General features: G+C 61.2%; 17 protein-coding genes and 5 pseudogenes. 11 read left to right on the forward strand and 11 right to left on the reverse strand.

Annotated features, from left to right (window positions below; all coding sequences use genetic code 11):
* Nucleotides 1-154: 154 nt before the first annotated feature.
* A complete protein-coding gene (locus AC3ISR_RS26525) occupies nt 155-793 on the forward strand; it encodes a C40 family peptidase (protein ID WP_226454822.1) in 639 nt (212 codons plus the stop codon).
* 138 nt (nt 794-931) lie between these two features.
* On the opposite strand, the gene AC3ISR_RS26530 is transcribed toward AC3ISR_RS26525, so the two are convergent.
* A complete protein-coding gene (locus AC3ISR_RS26530) occupies nt 932-1,966 on the reverse strand; it encodes a type IV pilus twitching motility protein PilT (protein WP_489324513.1) in 1,035 nt (344 codons plus the stop codon).
* 57 nt (nt 1,967-2,023) lie between these two features.
* Between AC3ISR_RS26530 and AC3ISR_RS26535 the strand changes: the two genes are divergently transcribed.
* The 9 genes from AC3ISR_RS26535 to AC3ISR_RS26575 all read left to right on the forward strand — a co-directional run bounded on the left by AC3ISR_RS26535 (nt 2,024) and on the right by AC3ISR_RS26575 (nt 8,756).
* Entirely contained in the window at nt 2,024-2,710 is a 687-nt protein-coding gene (locus tag AC3ISR_RS26535; RefSeq protein ID WP_192301253.1) for a YggS family pyridoxal phosphate-dependent enzyme, read from the forward strand.
* 33 nt (nt 2,711-2,743) lie between these two features.
* On the forward strand, nt 2,744-3,562 hold the full coding sequence (proC, locus tag AC3ISR_RS26540) for a pyrroline-5-carboxylate reductase (protein WP_192301252.1): 819 nt from the start codon (nt 2,744-2,746) through the stop codon (nt 3,560-3,562).
* Nucleotides 3,563-3,585: 23 nt separating this feature from the next.
* Nucleotides 3,586-4,173, forward strand: coding sequence for a YggT family protein (locus AC3ISR_RS26545; RefSeq protein ID WP_226454557.1), 588 nt, complete (start codon nt 3,586-3,588; stop codon nt 4,171-4,173).
* A 225-nt stretch (nt 4,174-4,398) separates the two neighbouring features.
* Nucleotides 4,399-5,538: a homoserine O-succinyltransferase MetX gene (metX, locus tag AC3ISR_RS26550; protein WP_192301250.1), complete on the forward strand. Its 1,140-nt coding sequence runs from the start codon at nt 4,399-4,401 to the stop codon at nt 5,536-5,538.
* Between the two features lie 7 nt (nt 5,539-5,545).
* Nucleotides 5,546-6,166 carry a methionine biosynthesis protein MetW gene (gene metW, locus AC3ISR_RS26555; protein WP_105521094.1) on the forward strand — a complete coding sequence of 207 codons (621 nt, stop codon included), beginning with the start codon at nt 5,546-5,548 and terminating at the stop codon, nt 6,164-6,166.
* Between the two features lie 21 nt (nt 6,167-6,187).
* Nucleotides 6,188-6,625 carry a DUF4426 domain-containing protein gene (locus tag AC3ISR_RS26560; protein ID WP_192301249.1) on the forward strand — a complete coding sequence of 146 codons (438 nt, stop codon included), beginning with the start codon at nt 6,188-6,190 and terminating at the stop codon, nt 6,623-6,625.
* Nucleotides 6,622-7,215, forward strand: coding sequence for an RdgB/HAM1 family non-canonical purine NTP pyrophosphatase (gene rdgB, locus AC3ISR_RS26565; RefSeq protein WP_101273418.1), 594 nt, complete (start codon nt 6,622-6,624; stop codon nt 7,213-7,215). The genes AC3ISR_RS26560 and rdgB overlap by 4 nt, the downstream gene beginning before the upstream one ends.
* On the forward strand, nt 7,212-8,414 hold the full coding sequence (hemW, locus tag AC3ISR_RS26570) for a radical SAM family heme chaperone HemW (RefSeq protein WP_489324515.1): 1,203 nt from the start codon (nt 7,212-7,214) through the stop codon (nt 8,412-8,414). The genes rdgB and hemW overlap by 4 nt, the downstream gene beginning before the upstream one ends.
* A gap of 18 nt (nt 8,415-8,432) precedes the next feature.
* Entirely contained in the window at nt 8,433-8,756 is a 324-nt protein-coding gene (locus AC3ISR_RS26575) for a DUF3392 domain-containing protein (protein ID WP_010207241.1), read from the forward strand.
* A 127-nt stretch (nt 8,757-8,883) separates the two neighbouring features.
* Here the strand turns inward: AC3ISR_RS26575 and trmB are convergent, their stop codons facing one another.
* From trmB to AC3ISR_RS26595, 4 genes are all read right to left on the reverse strand, one after another.
* A complete protein-coding gene (gene trmB, locus AC3ISR_RS26580; protein ID WP_489324516.1) occupies nt 8,884-9,609 on the reverse strand; it encodes a tRNA (guanosine(46)-N7)-methyltransferase TrmB in 726 nt (241 codons plus the stop codon).
* A 9-nt stretch (nt 9,610-9,618) separates the two neighbouring features.
* Nucleotides 9,619-10,413 carry a thiazole synthase gene (locus AC3ISR_RS26585; protein ID WP_058426547.1) on the reverse strand — a complete coding sequence of 265 codons (795 nt, stop codon included), beginning with the start codon at nt 10,411-10,413 and terminating at the stop codon, nt 9,619-9,621.
* A gap of 48 nt (nt 10,414-10,461) precedes the next feature.
* Complete coding sequence (gene thiS, locus AC3ISR_RS26590; RefSeq protein WP_015886354.1) at nt 10,462-10,662, reverse strand: sulfur carrier protein ThiS; 201 nt, start codon at nt 10,660-10,662, stop codon at nt 10,462-10,464.
* A 79-nt stretch (nt 10,663-10,741) separates the two neighbouring features.
* Nucleotides 10,742-11,116, reverse strand: a complete 375-nt coding sequence (locus AC3ISR_RS26595) for a DUF423 domain-containing protein (RefSeq protein ID WP_192301247.1) — start codon at nt 11,114-11,116, stop codon at nt 10,742-10,744.
* Nucleotides 11,117-11,186: 70 nt separating this feature from the next.
* On the opposite strand from AC3ISR_RS26595, the gene mtgA reads away from it, so the two are divergent.
* Nucleotides 11,187-11,909, forward strand: a complete 723-nt coding sequence (gene mtgA, locus AC3ISR_RS26600) for a monofunctional biosynthetic peptidoglycan transglycosylase (RefSeq protein WP_192301246.1) — start codon at nt 11,187-11,189, stop codon at nt 11,907-11,909.
* A 48-nt stretch (nt 11,910-11,957) separates the two neighbouring features.
* Here the strand turns inward: mtgA and AC3ISR_RS26605 are convergent.
* The 6 genes and pseudogenes from AC3ISR_RS26605 to rpoH all read right to left on the reverse strand — a co-directional run.
* A pseudogene (locus AC3ISR_RS26605) lies at nt 11,958-12,152 on the reverse strand (sigma factor-like helix-turn-helix DNA-binding protein); the annotation flags it as partial.
* Between the two features lie 90 nt (nt 12,153-12,242).
* Nucleotides 12,243-12,437: pseudogene (locus AC3ISR_RS26610) on the reverse strand (sigma factor-like helix-turn-helix DNA-binding protein); the annotation flags it as partial.
* Between the two features lie 170 nt (nt 12,438-12,607).
* Nucleotides 12,608-12,721: pseudogene (locus tag AC3ISR_RS26615) on the reverse strand (sigma factor-like helix-turn-helix DNA-binding protein); the annotation flags it as partial.
* 169 nt (nt 12,722-12,890) lie between these two features.
* Nucleotides 12,891-13,007, reverse strand: a pseudogene (locus AC3ISR_RS26620) (sigma factor-like helix-turn-helix DNA-binding protein); the annotation flags it as partial.
* Nucleotides 13,008-13,173: 166 nt separating this feature from the next.
* Nucleotides 13,174-13,287: pseudogene (locus AC3ISR_RS26625) on the reverse strand (sigma factor-like helix-turn-helix DNA-binding protein); the annotation flags it as partial.
* A 176-nt stretch (nt 13,288-13,463) separates the two neighbouring features.
* Nucleotides 13,464-14,318 (reverse strand): RNA polymerase sigma factor RpoH, encoded by an 855-nt coding sequence (gene rpoH / locus AC3ISR_RS26630; RefSeq protein WP_016972967.1) that lies wholly within the window; start codon nt 14,316-14,318, stop codon nt 13,464-13,466.
* Nucleotides 14,319-14,439 lie beyond the last annotated feature (121 nt).

A 14,439-nucleotide genomic window follows, 5' to 3' on the forward strand; every position in this document is an offset into this window, starting at 1 on the left:
TGAAAGCCTTATGCCACCTGACTTGTGTAGGACAATTGCGGCGTTTCGTCGCGTTTTTCCTGATTTTGACCCCAAGGTTCAGTCGACAAACGGCCTGATAACGGCAAAAAAAGCTGTTATAAAGTTGCGCGCAAACCAAAAAGAGCCACGCCTAATGCGACCATTTTTCAAGACATGGCTAACCATTTGCCTATTAATGCCACTGGCCGCCCACGCCACCAATCGTGAGCAACGACTTCCGAACGTCAACGGTTTCACCCCTAAAGTTCACAGCACACCAGCCACCGCCAAAAGAGAAAAGCCGACCGTCAACCGACCTACTCAAGTGAGCAAGGTTCACGGCAAGGCCCTTCATAACTCACTGGCGCTGAACAACACCAAGCAAAGCAGCAATGTACTCAGCCGCGCCGTCAATGTGCTCGGTACTCCCTACCGTTGGGGCGGCAGCAGCCCAAGTAAAGGCTTCGATTGCAGCGGTTTGGTGAAATATGCGTTCAACGACGTTGCCGCAGTGGATTTGCCGCGCACGTCCAACGCCATGGCCGCCGGCCACGGGCAAAAGGTTGATCGCAAGGACCTGAAGCCGGGCGACCTGTTGTTCTTCAAGCTAAAGAGCCGTCAGGTCAACCACGTTGCCATCTACCTGGGCAACGACCGCTTCATCCACGCGCCGCGTCGTGGCAAGTCGGTGAGCATCGACACGCTGAAGAAGCCGTTCTGGGACAAGAACTACGTGATCGCCAAGCGGGTTTTGCCCAAAGAGCAGAACAACCTGCGGGTTGTGCAACGCTGATTTCAAGCTGCAATGCAGTACAAAATGTGGGAGCGGGCTTGCCCGCGAATGCGGTGTATCAGTACCAGATGAGCTGACTGACACTCCGCGTTCGCGAGCAAGCCCGCTCCCACATTTGGTTTTCATTGTTCTCAAGCGCTATATATCACCAGGCACCCTCGCCTTCTCCTGCGCCACCTCCCGGCTGATCACCCCCTCGCCCACCAACGCCTTCAAGCTCATATCGAGCGTCTTCATTCCCAGTGCCCCGCCGGTCTGGATCGCCGAGACGATCTGCGCCACCTTGTCCTCACGGATCAAATTGCGGATCGCCGGTGTACCCAGCATGATCTCGTGCGCCGCCACCCGCCCGCCGCCAACCTTCTTCACCAGCACCTGCGACACCACCGCCTGCAACGACTCCGACAGCATCGCGCGGACCATGGCTTTTTCGCCGGCCGGGAACACGTCCACCAGGCGGTCCACGGTCTTGGGCGCCGATGCCGTGTGCAGGGTGCCGAACACCAGATGCCCGGTCTCGGCGGCGGTCAGCGCCAGGCGGATGGTTTCCAGGTCGCGCAACTCGCCGATCAGGATCACATCCGGGTCTTCGCGTAGCGCCGAGCGCAAGGCCGTAGAGAAACTAAGGGTATCGCGATGCACCTGGCGCTGGTTGATCAGCGCGGTTTTCGGCCTGTGGATAAATTCGATGGGGTCTTCCAGGGTGAGGATGTGCTGGCGCCGATGCTGATTGAGGTAGTCGATCATCGCCGCCAGGGTGGTGGACTTGCCCGAGCCGGTCGGCCCGGTGACCAGCACCAGCCCGTGCGGCAGTTGGGCTATGCGCTGGAACACCTCACCCAGGCCAAGGCTCTGCAGGCTCTGGACCTCACTGGGAATGCTGCGAAACACCGCGCCCATGCCACGGTCCTGCCGGAACACGTTCGCCCGGAACCGCGCCACGCCGGGCAGTTCGAAAGCGAAATCTGTATCAAGAGATGTTTCGAAATCCTTTTGCTGGTATTGATTGAGCAAAGGGCTGAGCAGATCCGCCACCTGGGGCGGTGAGAGTGCCGGGCAATCCAGCGGCCAGACCTCGCCGTCCACACGCAACATCGGCGCCAGGCCAGCCGACAAATGCAGGTCGGAGGCGCCACGGCGCACGCAGGCCGTGAGCAGTTCAGTGATATCCATAGGGCTTTCCATTTCCAGTAGAATGCCGCGGACTCCATATCCACGGGCGCATCTTGAATGTCGACGATAGCAGACAACATCGATCTGGTTAGCCAGCGGATCCGCGCCGCAGCCGACGCCGTGCAACGTGACGCCAGCAGCATCCACCTGCTGGCCGTGAGCAAGACCAAACCCGCCCAAGCCGTGCGGGAAGCCTATGCCGCCGGCATGCGCGATTTTGGCGAAAACTACCTGCAAGAAGCCCTGGGCAAACAGGCCGAATTAACCGACCTGCCCTTGAGTTGGCACTTCATCGGCCCCATTCAATCGAACAAGACGCGCGCTATCGCCGAGAACTTCGCTTGGGTGCATTCCGTGGAACGCCTGAAAATCGCACAACGCCTGTCCGAACAACGCCCTGCCGACCTGGCACCGCTGAACATCTGCATCCAGGTCAACGTCAGTGGTGAAGCCAGCAAGTCCGGCTGTACGCCCGCCGATCTGCCGGCCCTGGCCGAGGCGATCAGCGCTCTGCCGCGCTTGAAGTTGCGTGGGTTGATGGCAATCCCCGAGCCGACTGAAGATCGCGCCGCGCAAGATGCAGCCTTCGCCACGGTGCGCGAGCTGCAAGCCAGCTTGAATCTGCCGCTGGACACACTTTCCATGGGGATGAGCCATGACCTTGAGTCGGCCATCGCCCAAGGCGCCACTTGGGTGCGGATCGGTACTGCACTGTTTGGCGCCCGCGACTACGGCCAGCCGTGAAGCGGCTGACTTTTCACTGAATAAGGACCTGTCATGAGAGACACGCGTATTGCCTTTATCGGCGCCGGTAACATGGCGGCCAGCCTGATCGGCGGCCTGCGGGCCAAGGGCCTGGACGCCGCGCAGATCCGCGCCAGTGACCCCGGCGCCGAAACCCGTGCCCGCGTCAGCACCGAGCACGGTATCGAAACCTTTGCCGACAATGCCGAGGCCATCCAGGGCGTCGATGTGATCGTGCTGGCGGTCAAGCCACAGGCCATGAAGGCCGTGTGCGAAAGCCTGCGCCCGAGCCTGCAACCGCAGCAGTTGGTAGTGTCCATCGCCGCCGGGATTACCTGCGCGAGCATGACCGCCTGGCTCGGTGCCCAGCCGATCGTGCGCTGCATGCCCAACACCCCTTCGCTGCTGCGCCAGGGCGTGAGCGGTTTGTACGCCACCGACGCCGTCAGCGCCGTACAGCGCGATCAGGCCCAGGAGCTACTGTCCGCCGTGGGCATCGCCCTGTGGCTGGAGCAAGAACAGCAACTGGATGCGGTCACCGCCGTGTCCGGCAGCGGCCCGGCGTACTTCTTCCTGTTGATCGAAGCCATGACCGCTGCCGGCGTCAAACTGGGCCTGCCACAGGAAGTGTCCAAGCAACTGGCCGAGCAGACCGCACTGGGCGCAGCCAGGATGGCCGTAACCAGCGACGTCGACGCCGCCGAACTGCGCCGTCGCGTGACCTCGCCGGGCGGCACGACCCAAGCCGCCATCGAATCGTTCCAGGCCGGGGGCTTTGAAGCCCTGGTGGAAACAGCACTGGGTGCCGCAGCACATCGTTCGGCAGAAATGGCCGAGCAGCTGGGCAAATAGTCGTCCCCTTCAAGGAATCAAACATGCTCGGACTCAATGACGCGCTTATTTTCATCATCCAGACGCTGGGCAGCCTGTACCTGCTGATCGTGCTGATGCGTTTTATCCTGCAACTGGTGCGGGCGAACTTCTACAACCCGCTGTGCCAATTCGTGGTCAAGGCGACCCAGCCGCTGCTCAAGCCCCTGCGTCGGGTAGTCCCGAGCATGTTCGGGCTGGACATGTCGTCGCTGGTACTGGCGCTGCTGTTGCAGATCCTGCTGTTTGCGGTGGTGTTGCTGCTCAAGGGCTTCCTGCCCTACACCGTGCTGCTGTTGCCGTGGGCACTGATCGGCATCTTCTCGCTGTTTTTGAAGATTCTGTTCTGGTCGATGATCATCAGTGTGATTCTGTCCTGGGTCGCACCGGGCAGCCGCAGCCCTGGCGCCGAGCTGGTGTACCAGATCACCGAGCCGGTGCTTGCACCGTTCCGTCGGTTGATCCCGAACCTGGGTGGCCTGGACATCTCGCCGATCTTCGCGTTTATCGCAATCCAGCTGATCCAGGGTTGGGTGATCCCGTACCTGGCTGAATTTGCCGCGATGCCCAAGATGCTGTTCGGGTTGATCTGACACGCAACACCTAAATGCGGGAGCGAGCTTGTGTGGGAGCGGGCTTGCTCGCGAATACGGAGTGTCAGTCACCAGATGAGTGGCTGACCCACCGCTTTCGCGAGCAAGCCCGCTCCCACACAAACAGCTCCCACATTTTGTTTCTGTGAACGGGTTCAGGGGTTTGCTTGCCGCTAGCCCCCCCGCTCTTTAGACTTACGCCTCATTTAAACGAGAGCAGGGTCGATGCCAGCTGCCTTTCCCCCCGATTCTGTTGGACTGGTCGTGCCCCAAGTGGCGCACTTCAGCGAACCGCTGGCCCTGGCCTGCGGCCGTTCGCTGCCCGCCTACGACCTGATCTATGAAACCTACGGCCAACTGAACGCTACGGCGAGCAACGCCGTGCTGATCTGCCACGCCTTGTCCGGGCATCATCACGCGGCCGGTTTCCACTCGGTCGACGAGCGCAAGCCCGGCTGGTGGGACAGTTGCATCGGTCCCGGCAAACCCATCGACACCAACAAGTTCTTTGTGGTCAGCCTGAACAACCTCGGCGGCTGCAACGGTTCCACCGGCCCCAGCAGCCTCAACCCGGAAACCGGCAAGCCGTTCGGCGCCGACTTCCCGGTGCTCACCGTGGAAGACTGGGTGCACAGCCAGGCGCGCCTGGCCGACCTGCTGGGCATCAACCAGTGGGCGGCGGTGATCGGCGGCAGCCTCGGCGGCATGCAGGCGCTGCAATGGACCATCACCTACCCGGATCGCGTGCGCCATTGCCTGGCAATCGCCTCGGCCCCCAAGCTGTCGGCGCAGAACATTGCCTTCAACGAAGTGGCGCGCCAGGCCATCCTCACCGACCCCGAGTTCCACGGTGGTTCGTTCCAGGAAGCGGGCGTGATCCCCAAACGCGGCCTGATGCTGGCGCGGATGGTGGGGCACATCACCTACCTGTCCGATGACTCCATGGGCGAGAAATTCGGCCGTGGCCTCAAGAGCGAAAAGCTCAACTACGACTTCCACAGTGTCGAGTTCCAGGTGGAAAGCTACCTGCGTTATCAGGGCGAGGAGTTCTCCGGGCGTTTCGACGCCAATACCTACCTGCTGATGACCAAGGCCCTGGACTACTTCGACCCGGCCGCCAACTTTGACGACGACCTGGCGAAAACCTTCGAAGGCGCCAAGGCCAAGTTCTGCGTGATGTCGTTCACCACCGACTGGCGCTTCTCGCCGGCGCGCTCGCGCGAACTGGTGGATGCGCTGATGGCCGCGCGCAAAGACGTGTGCTACCTGGAGATCGACGCTCCGCAAGGCCACGATGCCTTCCTGATCCCGATCCCGCGCTACCTGCAAGCGTTCAGCAACTACATGAACCGAATCGTATTGTGAGAAAGCCATGAGAGCCGACCTGGACATCATCCAAGAATGGATCCCCGCCGGCAGCCGCGTGCTCGACCTGGGCTGCGGTGATGGCGAACTGCTGAGCTGGCTGCGGGACAACAAGCAAGTCACCGGCTACGGCCTGGAAAACGACCCGGACAACATCGCCCAGTGCGTGGCCAAGGGCATCAACGTGATCGAGCAGGACCTGGACAAGGGCCTGGGCAACTTTGCCAGCAACAGCTTCGACATCGTGGTGATGACCCAAGCCCTGCAAGCGGTGCACTACCCGGACCGCATCCTCGACGAAATGCTGCGCGTGGGCCGCCAGTGCATCATCACCTTCCCGAATTTCGGGCATTGGCGTTGCCGTTGGTACCTGGCCACCAAGGGCCGCATGCCGGTCTCGGATTTCCTCCCATACACGTGGTACAACACGCCAAACATCCACTTCTGCACCTTCGAAGACTTCGAAGCCTTGTGCGGCGAGCGCGAAGCCAAGGTGATCAACCGCCTTGCGGTCGATCAACAGCACCGCCACGGCTGGGCAAGCAAGCTATGGCCCAACCTGTTGGGTGAAATCGGCATTTACCGGGTCAGCAGTCCTGGCCTGACGGATCACAAGATTGCCGTCTAATCATTTTCAAGAGGGATGATCATGAGTCGCTTGGCTATTTTTCTACTGACCGCATGCCTGGGCACCAGCGCCATCGCAGCGGACGCTATCGACGCTAACCGCAAGAAAGACTTCGGTGACATCACCGTCCACTACAACACCTTCACCTCCAGCTTCCTGCAACCGGAAACCGCCCAGAACATCGGCGTGGTGCGCAGCAAGGAGAAAGGCTTGATCAACGTGACCGTGATCAAGGGCGTGACCCCAGTGGCGGCGCAAGTGACCGGCACCATCAAGGACCTGGGCGGCAAGAGCGAGATCCTGACCTTCAAGCAGATCAACGAGAAAGGCGGGATCAACTACCTGGCGCCTTACTCCGTGACGCAGCGTGAATACAAGACGTTTACCATCAACGTTGAAACCGGCGGCAAAGCCCATAGCTTCCAATTCAACCAAGAACTGTACCCGGCCGACAAATGAACCTGACTCAACTCGTACTGGCCAGCCATAACGCCGGCAAACTCAAGGAACTGCAGGCCATGCTCGGCGAATCGGTGCAATTGCGCTCGATTGGCGAGTTCAGCCAGGTAGAGCCGGAAGAAACCGGCCTGTCGTTCGTCGAGAACGCCATCCTCAAGGCGCGCAACGCCGCACGCATCTCCGGCCTGCCGGCACTGGCCGACGACTCGGGCCTGGCGGTGGACTTCCTCGGCGGCGCCCCCGGCATCTATTCGGCGCGGTACGCCGATGGCAAAGGCGACGCGGCCAACAACGCCAAGCTGCTGGACGCCCTCAAGGACGTACCGGACGCGCTGCGCGGTGCACAGTTCGTCTGCGTGCTGGCCCTGGTGCGCCATGCGGACGATCCATTGCCGATCCTCTGCGAAGGCCTGTGGCACGGGCGCATCCTGCATGCGGCCAGCGGCGAACATGGCTTTGGGTATGACCCACTGTTCTGGGTGCCTGAGCGCAATGTCTCCAGCGCCGAGCTGAGCCCGGCCGACAAGAACCAGATCAGCCACCGCGCCCGCGCAATGGATTTGCTGCGCCAACGCTTGAGCCTGAAATGACCCAGAACACCTCTGCGCAGCCGCTGATCCACGGCGGCGCGCAAACCCCTCGGGCGGCCCTGCCCCTGCTGCCGCCCCTGGCGCTGTACATCCACATCCCGTGGTGTGTGCGCAAATGCCCGTATTGCGACTTCAACTCCCACACCGCCAGCAAAGTGCTGCCGGAAGAAGAGTATGTGGACGCCTTGCTCGCCGACCTCGATCAGGACCTGCATGCCATGTACGGGCGCGAGCTGAGTTCGATCTTCTTCGGCGGCGGCACGCCAAGCCTGTTCAGCGCCGCGGCATTGGGCCGCCTGCTCAAGGGCGTGGAAGCGCGCATCCCGTTTGCCGGCGACATCGAGATCACCCTGGAAGCCAACCCCGGTACCTTCGAGCAAGAGAAGTTCGTGGCGTACCGCAAGCTGGGGATCAATCGCCTGTCGATCGGCATCCAGAGCTTCCAGCAGGAAAAGCTTGAGGCCCTGGGGCGTATCCACAATGGCGATGAAGCCGTTCGGGCTGCTGGCATGGCGCGCCAGGCCGGGTTCGACAACTTCAACCTCGACCTGATGCACGGTTTGCCCAACCAGTCCCTGGATGATGCTCTGAGCGACCTGCGCCAGGCCATCGCGCTCAAGCCCACGCATTTGTCGTGGTATCAGCTGACCCTGGAGCCCAACACGGTGTTCTGGAACCAGCCGCCGGCGTTGCCGGAAGACGACACGCTATGGGACATCCAGGAAGCCGGCCAGGCCCTGCTTGCCGAGCATGGCTACGCGCAATATGAAGTGTCGGCCTATGCCCAACCGGGTCGCCCGGCGCGGCATAACCTGAACTACTGGAGCTTTGGCGACTTTATCGGCATCGGTGCCGGTGCCCACGGCAAGCTCAGCCATCCGGACGGGCGCATTGTGCGCACCTGGAAGACCCGTGCACCGAAGGACTACCTCAACCCGGCCAAAAACTTCCAGGCCGGGGCGAAAGAGCTGACCAACGAAGAGTTGCCGTTCGAGTTCCTGATGAACGCCCTTCGCCTCACCGAAGGTGTCGAGGCCAGGCTCTACGCCGAGCGTACCGGGCTGGACCTGGCCAGCCTCAACGAAGGCCGCCGCGAGGCCGAACAAAGTGGCCTGATGCAGGTCGAACCGTCACGCCTGGCGGCGACCGACCGCGGGCAACTCTTTCTCAATGACCTGTTGCAGACGTTTTTGAGCTGAAGCTCTTAAGGAAATCGAATGGATTTGGTACTCGACCTGCTCGCCACCGTATCCCGCTGGAGCCGTAGCAACCTGTCGGAAATCTCCCTGGCCCTCGTCGGTTGTTTGCTGGTGCTGTTTGGCGCCGACATCAAAGGCTGGGTCGAAGCCCGCCTGGGCAGCGTGGCCGGTGCGTTGCGCGTACCGTTGATGGCGTTGCTGTGCATGATCGGCAGCGGTGCGGCGTTGATCTACGCCACGCCTTGGATTGTGCGGGGGTTGAGCCAGTTCAATAACTACAGCCTGGCGCCGGTGCTGGTGGTGGTGCTGGTACTGATCGGCGTAGTAGCAGACCGCCGCTAACCTCAAGTACACCGTAAACACATGTGGGAGCTGGCTTGCCTGCGATGCAGACACCTCGGTGTATCAGTGATACCCAGGTGATGCTATCGCAGGCAAGCCAGCTCCCACATTTTTGAGCGTGTGCGACTCAGTCGACCTTCTCGAATTTCAGATCCCACACACCATGCCCGAGTCGCTCGCCGCGACGCTCGAACTTGGTGATCGGCCGCTCGGCCGGGCGTGGCACGCATTTGCCGTCTTCAGCGATGTTGCGATAGCCAGGCGCGACATCCATCACTTCCAGCATGTATTCCGCATACGGTTCCCAGTCGGTGGCCATATGCAGGATGCCACCCACTTTCAGCTTGCTACGCACCAGTTCCGCGAAGGACGCTTGCACGATGCGACGCTTGTGGTGACGGGCTTTGTGCCATGGGTCCGGGAAGAACAGCATCAGGCGGTCGAGGCTGTTATCGGCGATGCAACGGTTGAGCACCTCGATCGCGTCGCAGTCGTACACGCGCAGGTTGGTCAGGCCCTGGGTCAGCACGCCATTGAGCAGCGCGCCGACACCCGGACGATGCACTTCAACGCCGATGAAATCCTGCTCCGGCGAGGCCGCCGCCATTTCCAGCAGGGAGTGCCCCATGCCGAAGCCGATTTCCAGGGAGCGCGGGGCCGAACGGCCGAACACCTGGTCGTAGTCCACCGGCGCGTCGGCCAGGGGCAACACGAACAGCGGCGTCCCCTGTTCCAGGCCCTTTTGCTGGCCTTCGGTCATGCGACCGGCGCGCATCACAAAGCTCTTGATGCGGCGGTGCTTGGACTCGTCGCCTTCTTCCAGGGTGTTCGGCGTTTCGTTTGATTCAGTCATCAATGGCTCTTACTTGATCAGACCATCCAGCGGCGAAGAGGCGCTGGCGTAGAGTTTTTTCGGCATGCGGCCGGCGAGGTAGGCCAGGCGGCCCGCGACGATCGCGTGGTTCATGGCTTCGGCCATCAGGATCGGCTGCTGGGCATGGGCGATGGCCGAGTTCATCAGCACCGCGTCGCAGCCCAGTTCCATGGCGATGGTTGCGTCGGAGGCGGTGCCCACGCCCGCATCCACCAGCACCGGGATCTTGGCTTCTTCTAGGATGATCTGCAGGTTGTACGGATTGCAGATACCCAGGCCGGAACCGATCAGACCGGCCAGCGGCATCACGGCGATGCAGCCGATTTCCGCCAGTTGGCGCGCGATGATCGGGTCATCGCTGGTGTAGACCATCACGTCGAAACCTTCCTTGACCAGGGTTTCGGCGGCCTTGAGGGTTTCGATCACGTTGGGGAACAGGGTTTTCTGGTCGGCCAGCACTTCCAGCTTCACCAGGTTGTGGCCGTCGAGCAGCTCACGCGCCAGGCGGCAGGTGCGCACGGCTTCGATGGCGTCGTAGCAACCGGCGGTGTTGGGCAGGAAGGTGTAGCGATCCGGCGACAGGACTTCGAGCAGGTTCGGTTCGCCTTCGATCTGGCCGAGGTTGGTACGGCGTACGGCGAAAGTCACGATCTCGGCACCCGAGGCTTCGATGGCCAGGCGGGTTTCTTCCATGTCGCGGTACTTGCCGGTGCCGACCAGCAGACGGGACTGGTAGGTACGACCGGCCAGGACGAAGGGCTTGTCGCTACGAACGATGCTCATGGGAAATCCTCGTAATGGGGTGAGGTTCTGCAGAATTCGGGCCGGCGACTAGCCGCCACCGATGGCGTGGACCACTTCGACCTGGTCACCTTCGGTGAGCGCGGTCTCGGCGTGCAGGCTACGCGGGACAATATCCAGGTTGAGTTCCACTGCGACACGACGTCCGGTCAAGTCCAGACGGGTCAGCAGGGCCGCAACGGTTTCACCGTCGGGCAGTTCAAAGGATTCGCCGTTCAACTGAATGCGCATGCCACGGGCCGCCATCGTTTTTAGGGGCCCGCATTCTAGCGTGATTGAGACCGGAAGGTCAGCACCAAGCGTCAAGCGGTCACAGCTGCAAGCGCCATGCAGCCAGCCCCAGCAGGAACCAGCCAAGCAGGAATGCCAGGCCGCCAAACGGGGTGATGATGCCGAGCTTGCTGATGCCGGTCATCGTCAGCACGTACAGACTGCCGGAGAACAAGAGGATACCGACCACAAACGAAACGCCTGCCCAGGTCACCAGGCGACCAGGCAGGTGCGCCGCCAGCAGTGCCACGCCGAACAGGGCCAGGGTGTGCACCAACTGGTAGGTCACGCCGGTGTGGAAGATCGCCAGGTACTCGGCGCTCAGGCGGTTTTTCAGGCCGTGAGCGGCGAACGCGCCAAGGGCGACACCCGTAAAGCCAAAAAAGGCAGCCAGCATCAGAAAGCCACGCAGCATGAGGAACTCCAGTCACAAGGGGCAGGGTCTGTATAATGGCCCGCTCAACGGGTTCGGCCAAGCCATCTCTATGCTGCGTGTCCTCTTCAGTCGTTTTCTCAAAGTCGTGAAATGGTTTGCGATCGGCAGCGTATTGCTCGTGCTGCTGTTCCGTATCGTTCCGCCTCCGTTCACCGCGTTGATGGTCGAGCGCAAGATCGAATCCTGGATCGATGGCGAACCTATTGACCTGCAACGCAGCTGGGTGCCGTGGGAGGAGATCTCCGACGAACTCAAAGTGGCGGTGATGGCCGGCGAAGACCAGCGTTTCCCGCAGCACTGGGGTTTCGATTTCGGCGCGATCCAGGCGGCGCTCCTGCACAACGAGCGCGGCGGCTCGATTCGCGGCGCCAGTACCTTGAGCCAGCAGGTGTCGAAAAACCTGTTCTTGTGGGCCGGCCGCAGTTATTTGCGCAAAGGCCTGGAGGCCTGGTTTACCGGGCTGATCGAGGTGTTGTGGCCCAAGCAGCGGATTCTTGAGGTGTACCTCAATAGCGTGGAATGGGATGAGGGTGTATTTGGCGCAGAAGCGGCGGCGCGGCATCACTTTGGGGTGAGTGCCAAGGCCCTGTCGCGACAGCAGGCCAGCTATCTGGCGGCGGTGTTGCCGAACCCGCGGGTGTGGAGTGCCAGCCATCCGACGGCGTACGTGGCGCGGCGCGCGGCGTGGATTCGCCAGCAGATGGGCCAGTTGGGCGGTGATGGCTACCTGCTCGAGCTGAACAGCTCCCGAAAAGCCCCCTGGTCCGACTGACCCAACACAAAAAAATGTGGGAGCGGGCTTGCCCGCGAATGCGGTGTATCAGCCAGCATCTATGGCGACTGACACTCCGCTTTCGCGGGCAAGCCCGCTCCCACATTCGATCGTGTTGGTTTCGAAACCCGCGCTTTGTTCAAGCTGACGAGTCCGCTCGGCCGACACGTTGTACTTCTGCGCCAGGTCGTGCAGCGTGGCTTTGTCTTCCGCCAGCCAGCGCGGGTAGAGAATGGGCGGTGATGGCTACCTGCTTGAGCTGAAAAGCCCCCTGGTCTGACTGACCCAACACAAAAAAAATGTGGGAGCGGGCTTGCCCGCGAATGCGGTGTATCAGCCAGCATCTCTGGCGACTGACACTCCGCTTTCGCGGGCAAGCCCGCTCCCACATTCGATCGTGTTGGTTTCGAAACCCGCGCTTTGTTCAAGCTGACGAGTCCGCTCGGCCGACACGTTGTACTTCTGCGCAAGGTCGTGCAGCGTGGCTTTGTCTTCCGCCAGCCAGCGCGGGTAGAGAATGGGCGGTGATGGCTACCTGCTTGAGCTGAAAAGCCCCCTGGTCCGACTGACCCAACACAAAAAAATGTGGGAGCGGGCTTGCCCGCGAGTGCAGTGTATCGGCCAGCATCTCTGGCGACTGACACTCCGCTTTCGCGGGCAAGCCCGCTCCCACATTCGATCGTGTTGGTTTCGAAACCCGCGCTTTTTTCAAGCTGACGAATCCGCTCGGCCGACACGTTGTACTTCTGCGCCAGGTCGTGCAGCGTGGCTTTGTCTTCCTCCAGCCAGCGCGGGTAGAGAATGGGCGGTGATGGCTACCTGCTTGAGCTGAAAAGCCCCCTGGTCCGACTGACCCAACACAAAAAATGTGGGAGCGGGCTTGCCCGCGAGTGCGGTGTATCGGCCAGCATCTCTGGCGACTGACACTCCGCTTTCGCGGGCAAGCCCGCTCCCACATTCGATCGTGTTGGTTTCGAAACCCGCGCTTTGTTCAAGCTGACGAATCCGCTCGGCCGACACGTTGTACTTCTGCGCCAGGTCGTGCAGCGTGGCTTTGTCTTCCGCCAGCCAGCGCGGGTAGAGAATGGGCGGTGATCGCTACCTGCTTGAGCTGAAAAGCCCCCCGGCCTGACTGACCCAACACAAAAAAATGTGGGAGCGGGCTTGCCCGCGAATGCGGTGTATCAGCCAGCATCTCTGGCGACTGACACTCCGCTTTCGCGGGCAAGCCCGCTCCCACATTCGATCGTGTTGGTTCGAAACCCGCGCTTTGTTCAAGCTGACGAATCCGCTCGGCCGACACGTTGTACTTCTGCGCCAGGTCGTGCAGCGTGGCTTTGTCTTCCGCCAGCCAGCGCGGGTAGAGAATGGGCGGTGATGGCTACCTGCTTGAGCTGAAAAGCCCCCTGGCCTGACTGACCCTACACAAAAAAATGTGGGAGCGGGCTTGCCCGCGAATGCGGTGTATCAGCCAGCATCTCTGGCGACTGACACTCCGCTTTCGCGGGCAAGCCCGCTCCCACATTCGATCGTGTTGGTTTCGAAACCCGCGTTTCAGGCGGCGATGGACAGTTTCAGCTTGTTCATCGCGCTTTTTTCAAGCTGACGAATCCGCTCGGCCGACACGTTGTACTTCTGCGCCAGGTCGTGCAGCGTGGCTTTGTCTTCTGCCAGCCAGCGCTGGTAGAGAATGTCACGGCTGCGGTCGTCCAGCACTTCCAGGGCTTCGTGCAGGTTGTGGTTGGAGTTGTCGCTCCAGTCCGCATCCTCCAGTTGACGCGCCGGGTCGTACCGGTGGTCTTCCAGGTAGTTGGCCGGCGATTGGAAGGCGCTGTCGTCGTCTGCTTCGGCAGCCGGGTCGAAGGCCATGTCATGGCCGGTCAGGCGGCTTTCCATCTCGCGTACTTCACGAGGCTCCACGCCGAGGCTTTCAGCCACGCGGTGGACTTCCTCGTTGTTCAGCCACGCCAGGCGTTTTTTCTGGCTGCGCAGGTTGAAGAACAGTTTGCGCTGGGCCTTGGTGGTCGCGACTTTCACGATGCGCCAGTTGCGCAGGATGAACTCGTGGATTTCCGCCTTGATCCAGTGCACGGCAAACGACACCAGGCGCACGCCCATTTCCGGGTTGAAGCGCTTTACAGCCTTCATCAGGCCGACGTTGCCTTCCTGGATCAGGTCGGCCTGCGCCAGGCCGTAGCCGCTATAGCTACGGGCGATATGTACAACAAAACGCAGGTGGGCGAGCACCATCTGCCGAGCCGCCCCCAAATCCTGCTCATAGTAGAGACTCTCGGCCAGTTCACGCTCCTGCTCGGGCGTCAGCAATGGAATGCTGTTGACCGTGTGCACATACGCCTCCAGGTTCGCACCTGGGACCAGAGCATAAGCAGGTTGCAAAGAAGTGGTCATACGAAACCTCCGACTTACATAACTCGTGCAGTTCAGCACTGCGAAAATTGACCGGGAACCGTAGGACAAGTTCCCTAAACCACTGATACGGTCAATACAAACGAAACCACATTAATCTGAC

Source organism: Pseudomonas sp. GL_117, from assembly GCF_057835125.1.

Excerpts from the sequence above, each read along its gene's own strand:
- AC3ISR_RS26525 (WP_226454822.1), top strand. The coding sequence starts at position 155 with ATGCGACCATTTTTCAAGACATGGCTAACCATTTGCCTATTAATGCCA.
- AC3ISR_RS26530 (WP_489324513.1), bottom strand. The coding sequence starts at position 1,966 with ATGGATATCACTGAACTGCTCACGGCCTGCGTGCGCCGTGGCGCCTCC.
- AC3ISR_RS26535 (WP_192301253.1), top strand. The coding sequence starts at position 2,024 with ATGTCGACGATAGCAGACAACATCGATCTGGTTAGCCAGCGGATCCGC.
- proC (WP_192301252.1), top strand. The coding sequence starts at position 2,744 with ATGAGAGACACGCGTATTGCCTTTATCGGCGCCGGTAACATGGCGGCC.
- AC3ISR_RS26545 (WP_226454557.1), top strand. The coding sequence starts at position 3,586 with ATGCTCGGACTCAATGACGCGCTTATTTTCATCATCCAGACGCTGGGC.
- metX (WP_192301250.1), top strand. The coding sequence starts at position 4,399 with ATGCCAGCTGCCTTTCCCCCCGATTCTGTTGGACTGGTCGTGCCCCAA.
- metW (WP_105521094.1), top strand. The coding sequence starts at position 5,546 with ATGAGAGCCGACCTGGACATCATCCAAGAATGGATCCCCGCCGGCAGC.
- AC3ISR_RS26560 (WP_192301249.1), top strand. The coding sequence starts at position 6,188 with ATGAGTCGCTTGGCTATTTTTCTACTGACCGCATGCCTGGGCACCAGC.
- rdgB (WP_101273418.1), top strand. The coding sequence starts at position 6,622 with ATGAACCTGACTCAACTCGTACTGGCCAGCCATAACGCCGGCAAACTC.
- hemW (WP_489324515.1), top strand. The coding sequence starts at position 7,212 with ATGACCCAGAACACCTCTGCGCAGCCGCTGATCCACGGCGGCGCGCAA.
- AC3ISR_RS26575 (WP_010207241.1), top strand. The coding sequence starts at position 8,433 with ATGGATTTGGTACTCGACCTGCTCGCCACCGTATCCCGCTGGAGCCGT.
- trmB (WP_489324516.1), bottom strand. The coding sequence starts at position 9,609 with ATGACTGAATCAAACGAAACGCCGAACACCCTGGAAGAAGGCGACGAG.
- AC3ISR_RS26585 (WP_058426547.1), bottom strand. The coding sequence starts at position 10,413 with ATGAGCATCGTTCGTAGCGACAAGCCCTTCGTCCTGGCCGGTCGTACC.
- thiS (WP_015886354.1), bottom strand. The coding sequence starts at position 10,662 with ATGCGCATTCAGTTGAACGGCGAATCCTTTGAACTGCCCGACGGTGAA.
- AC3ISR_RS26595 (WP_192301247.1), bottom strand. The coding sequence starts at position 11,116 with ATGCTGCGTGGCTTTCTGATGCTGGCTGCCTTTTTTGGCTTTACGGGT.
- mtgA (WP_192301246.1), top strand. The coding sequence starts at position 11,187 with ATGCTGCGTGTCCTCTTCAGTCGTTTTCTCAAAGTCGTGAAATGGTTT.
- rpoH (WP_016972967.1), bottom strand. The coding sequence starts at position 14,318 with ATGACCACTTCTTTGCAACCTGCTTATGCTCTGGTCCCAGGTGCGAAC.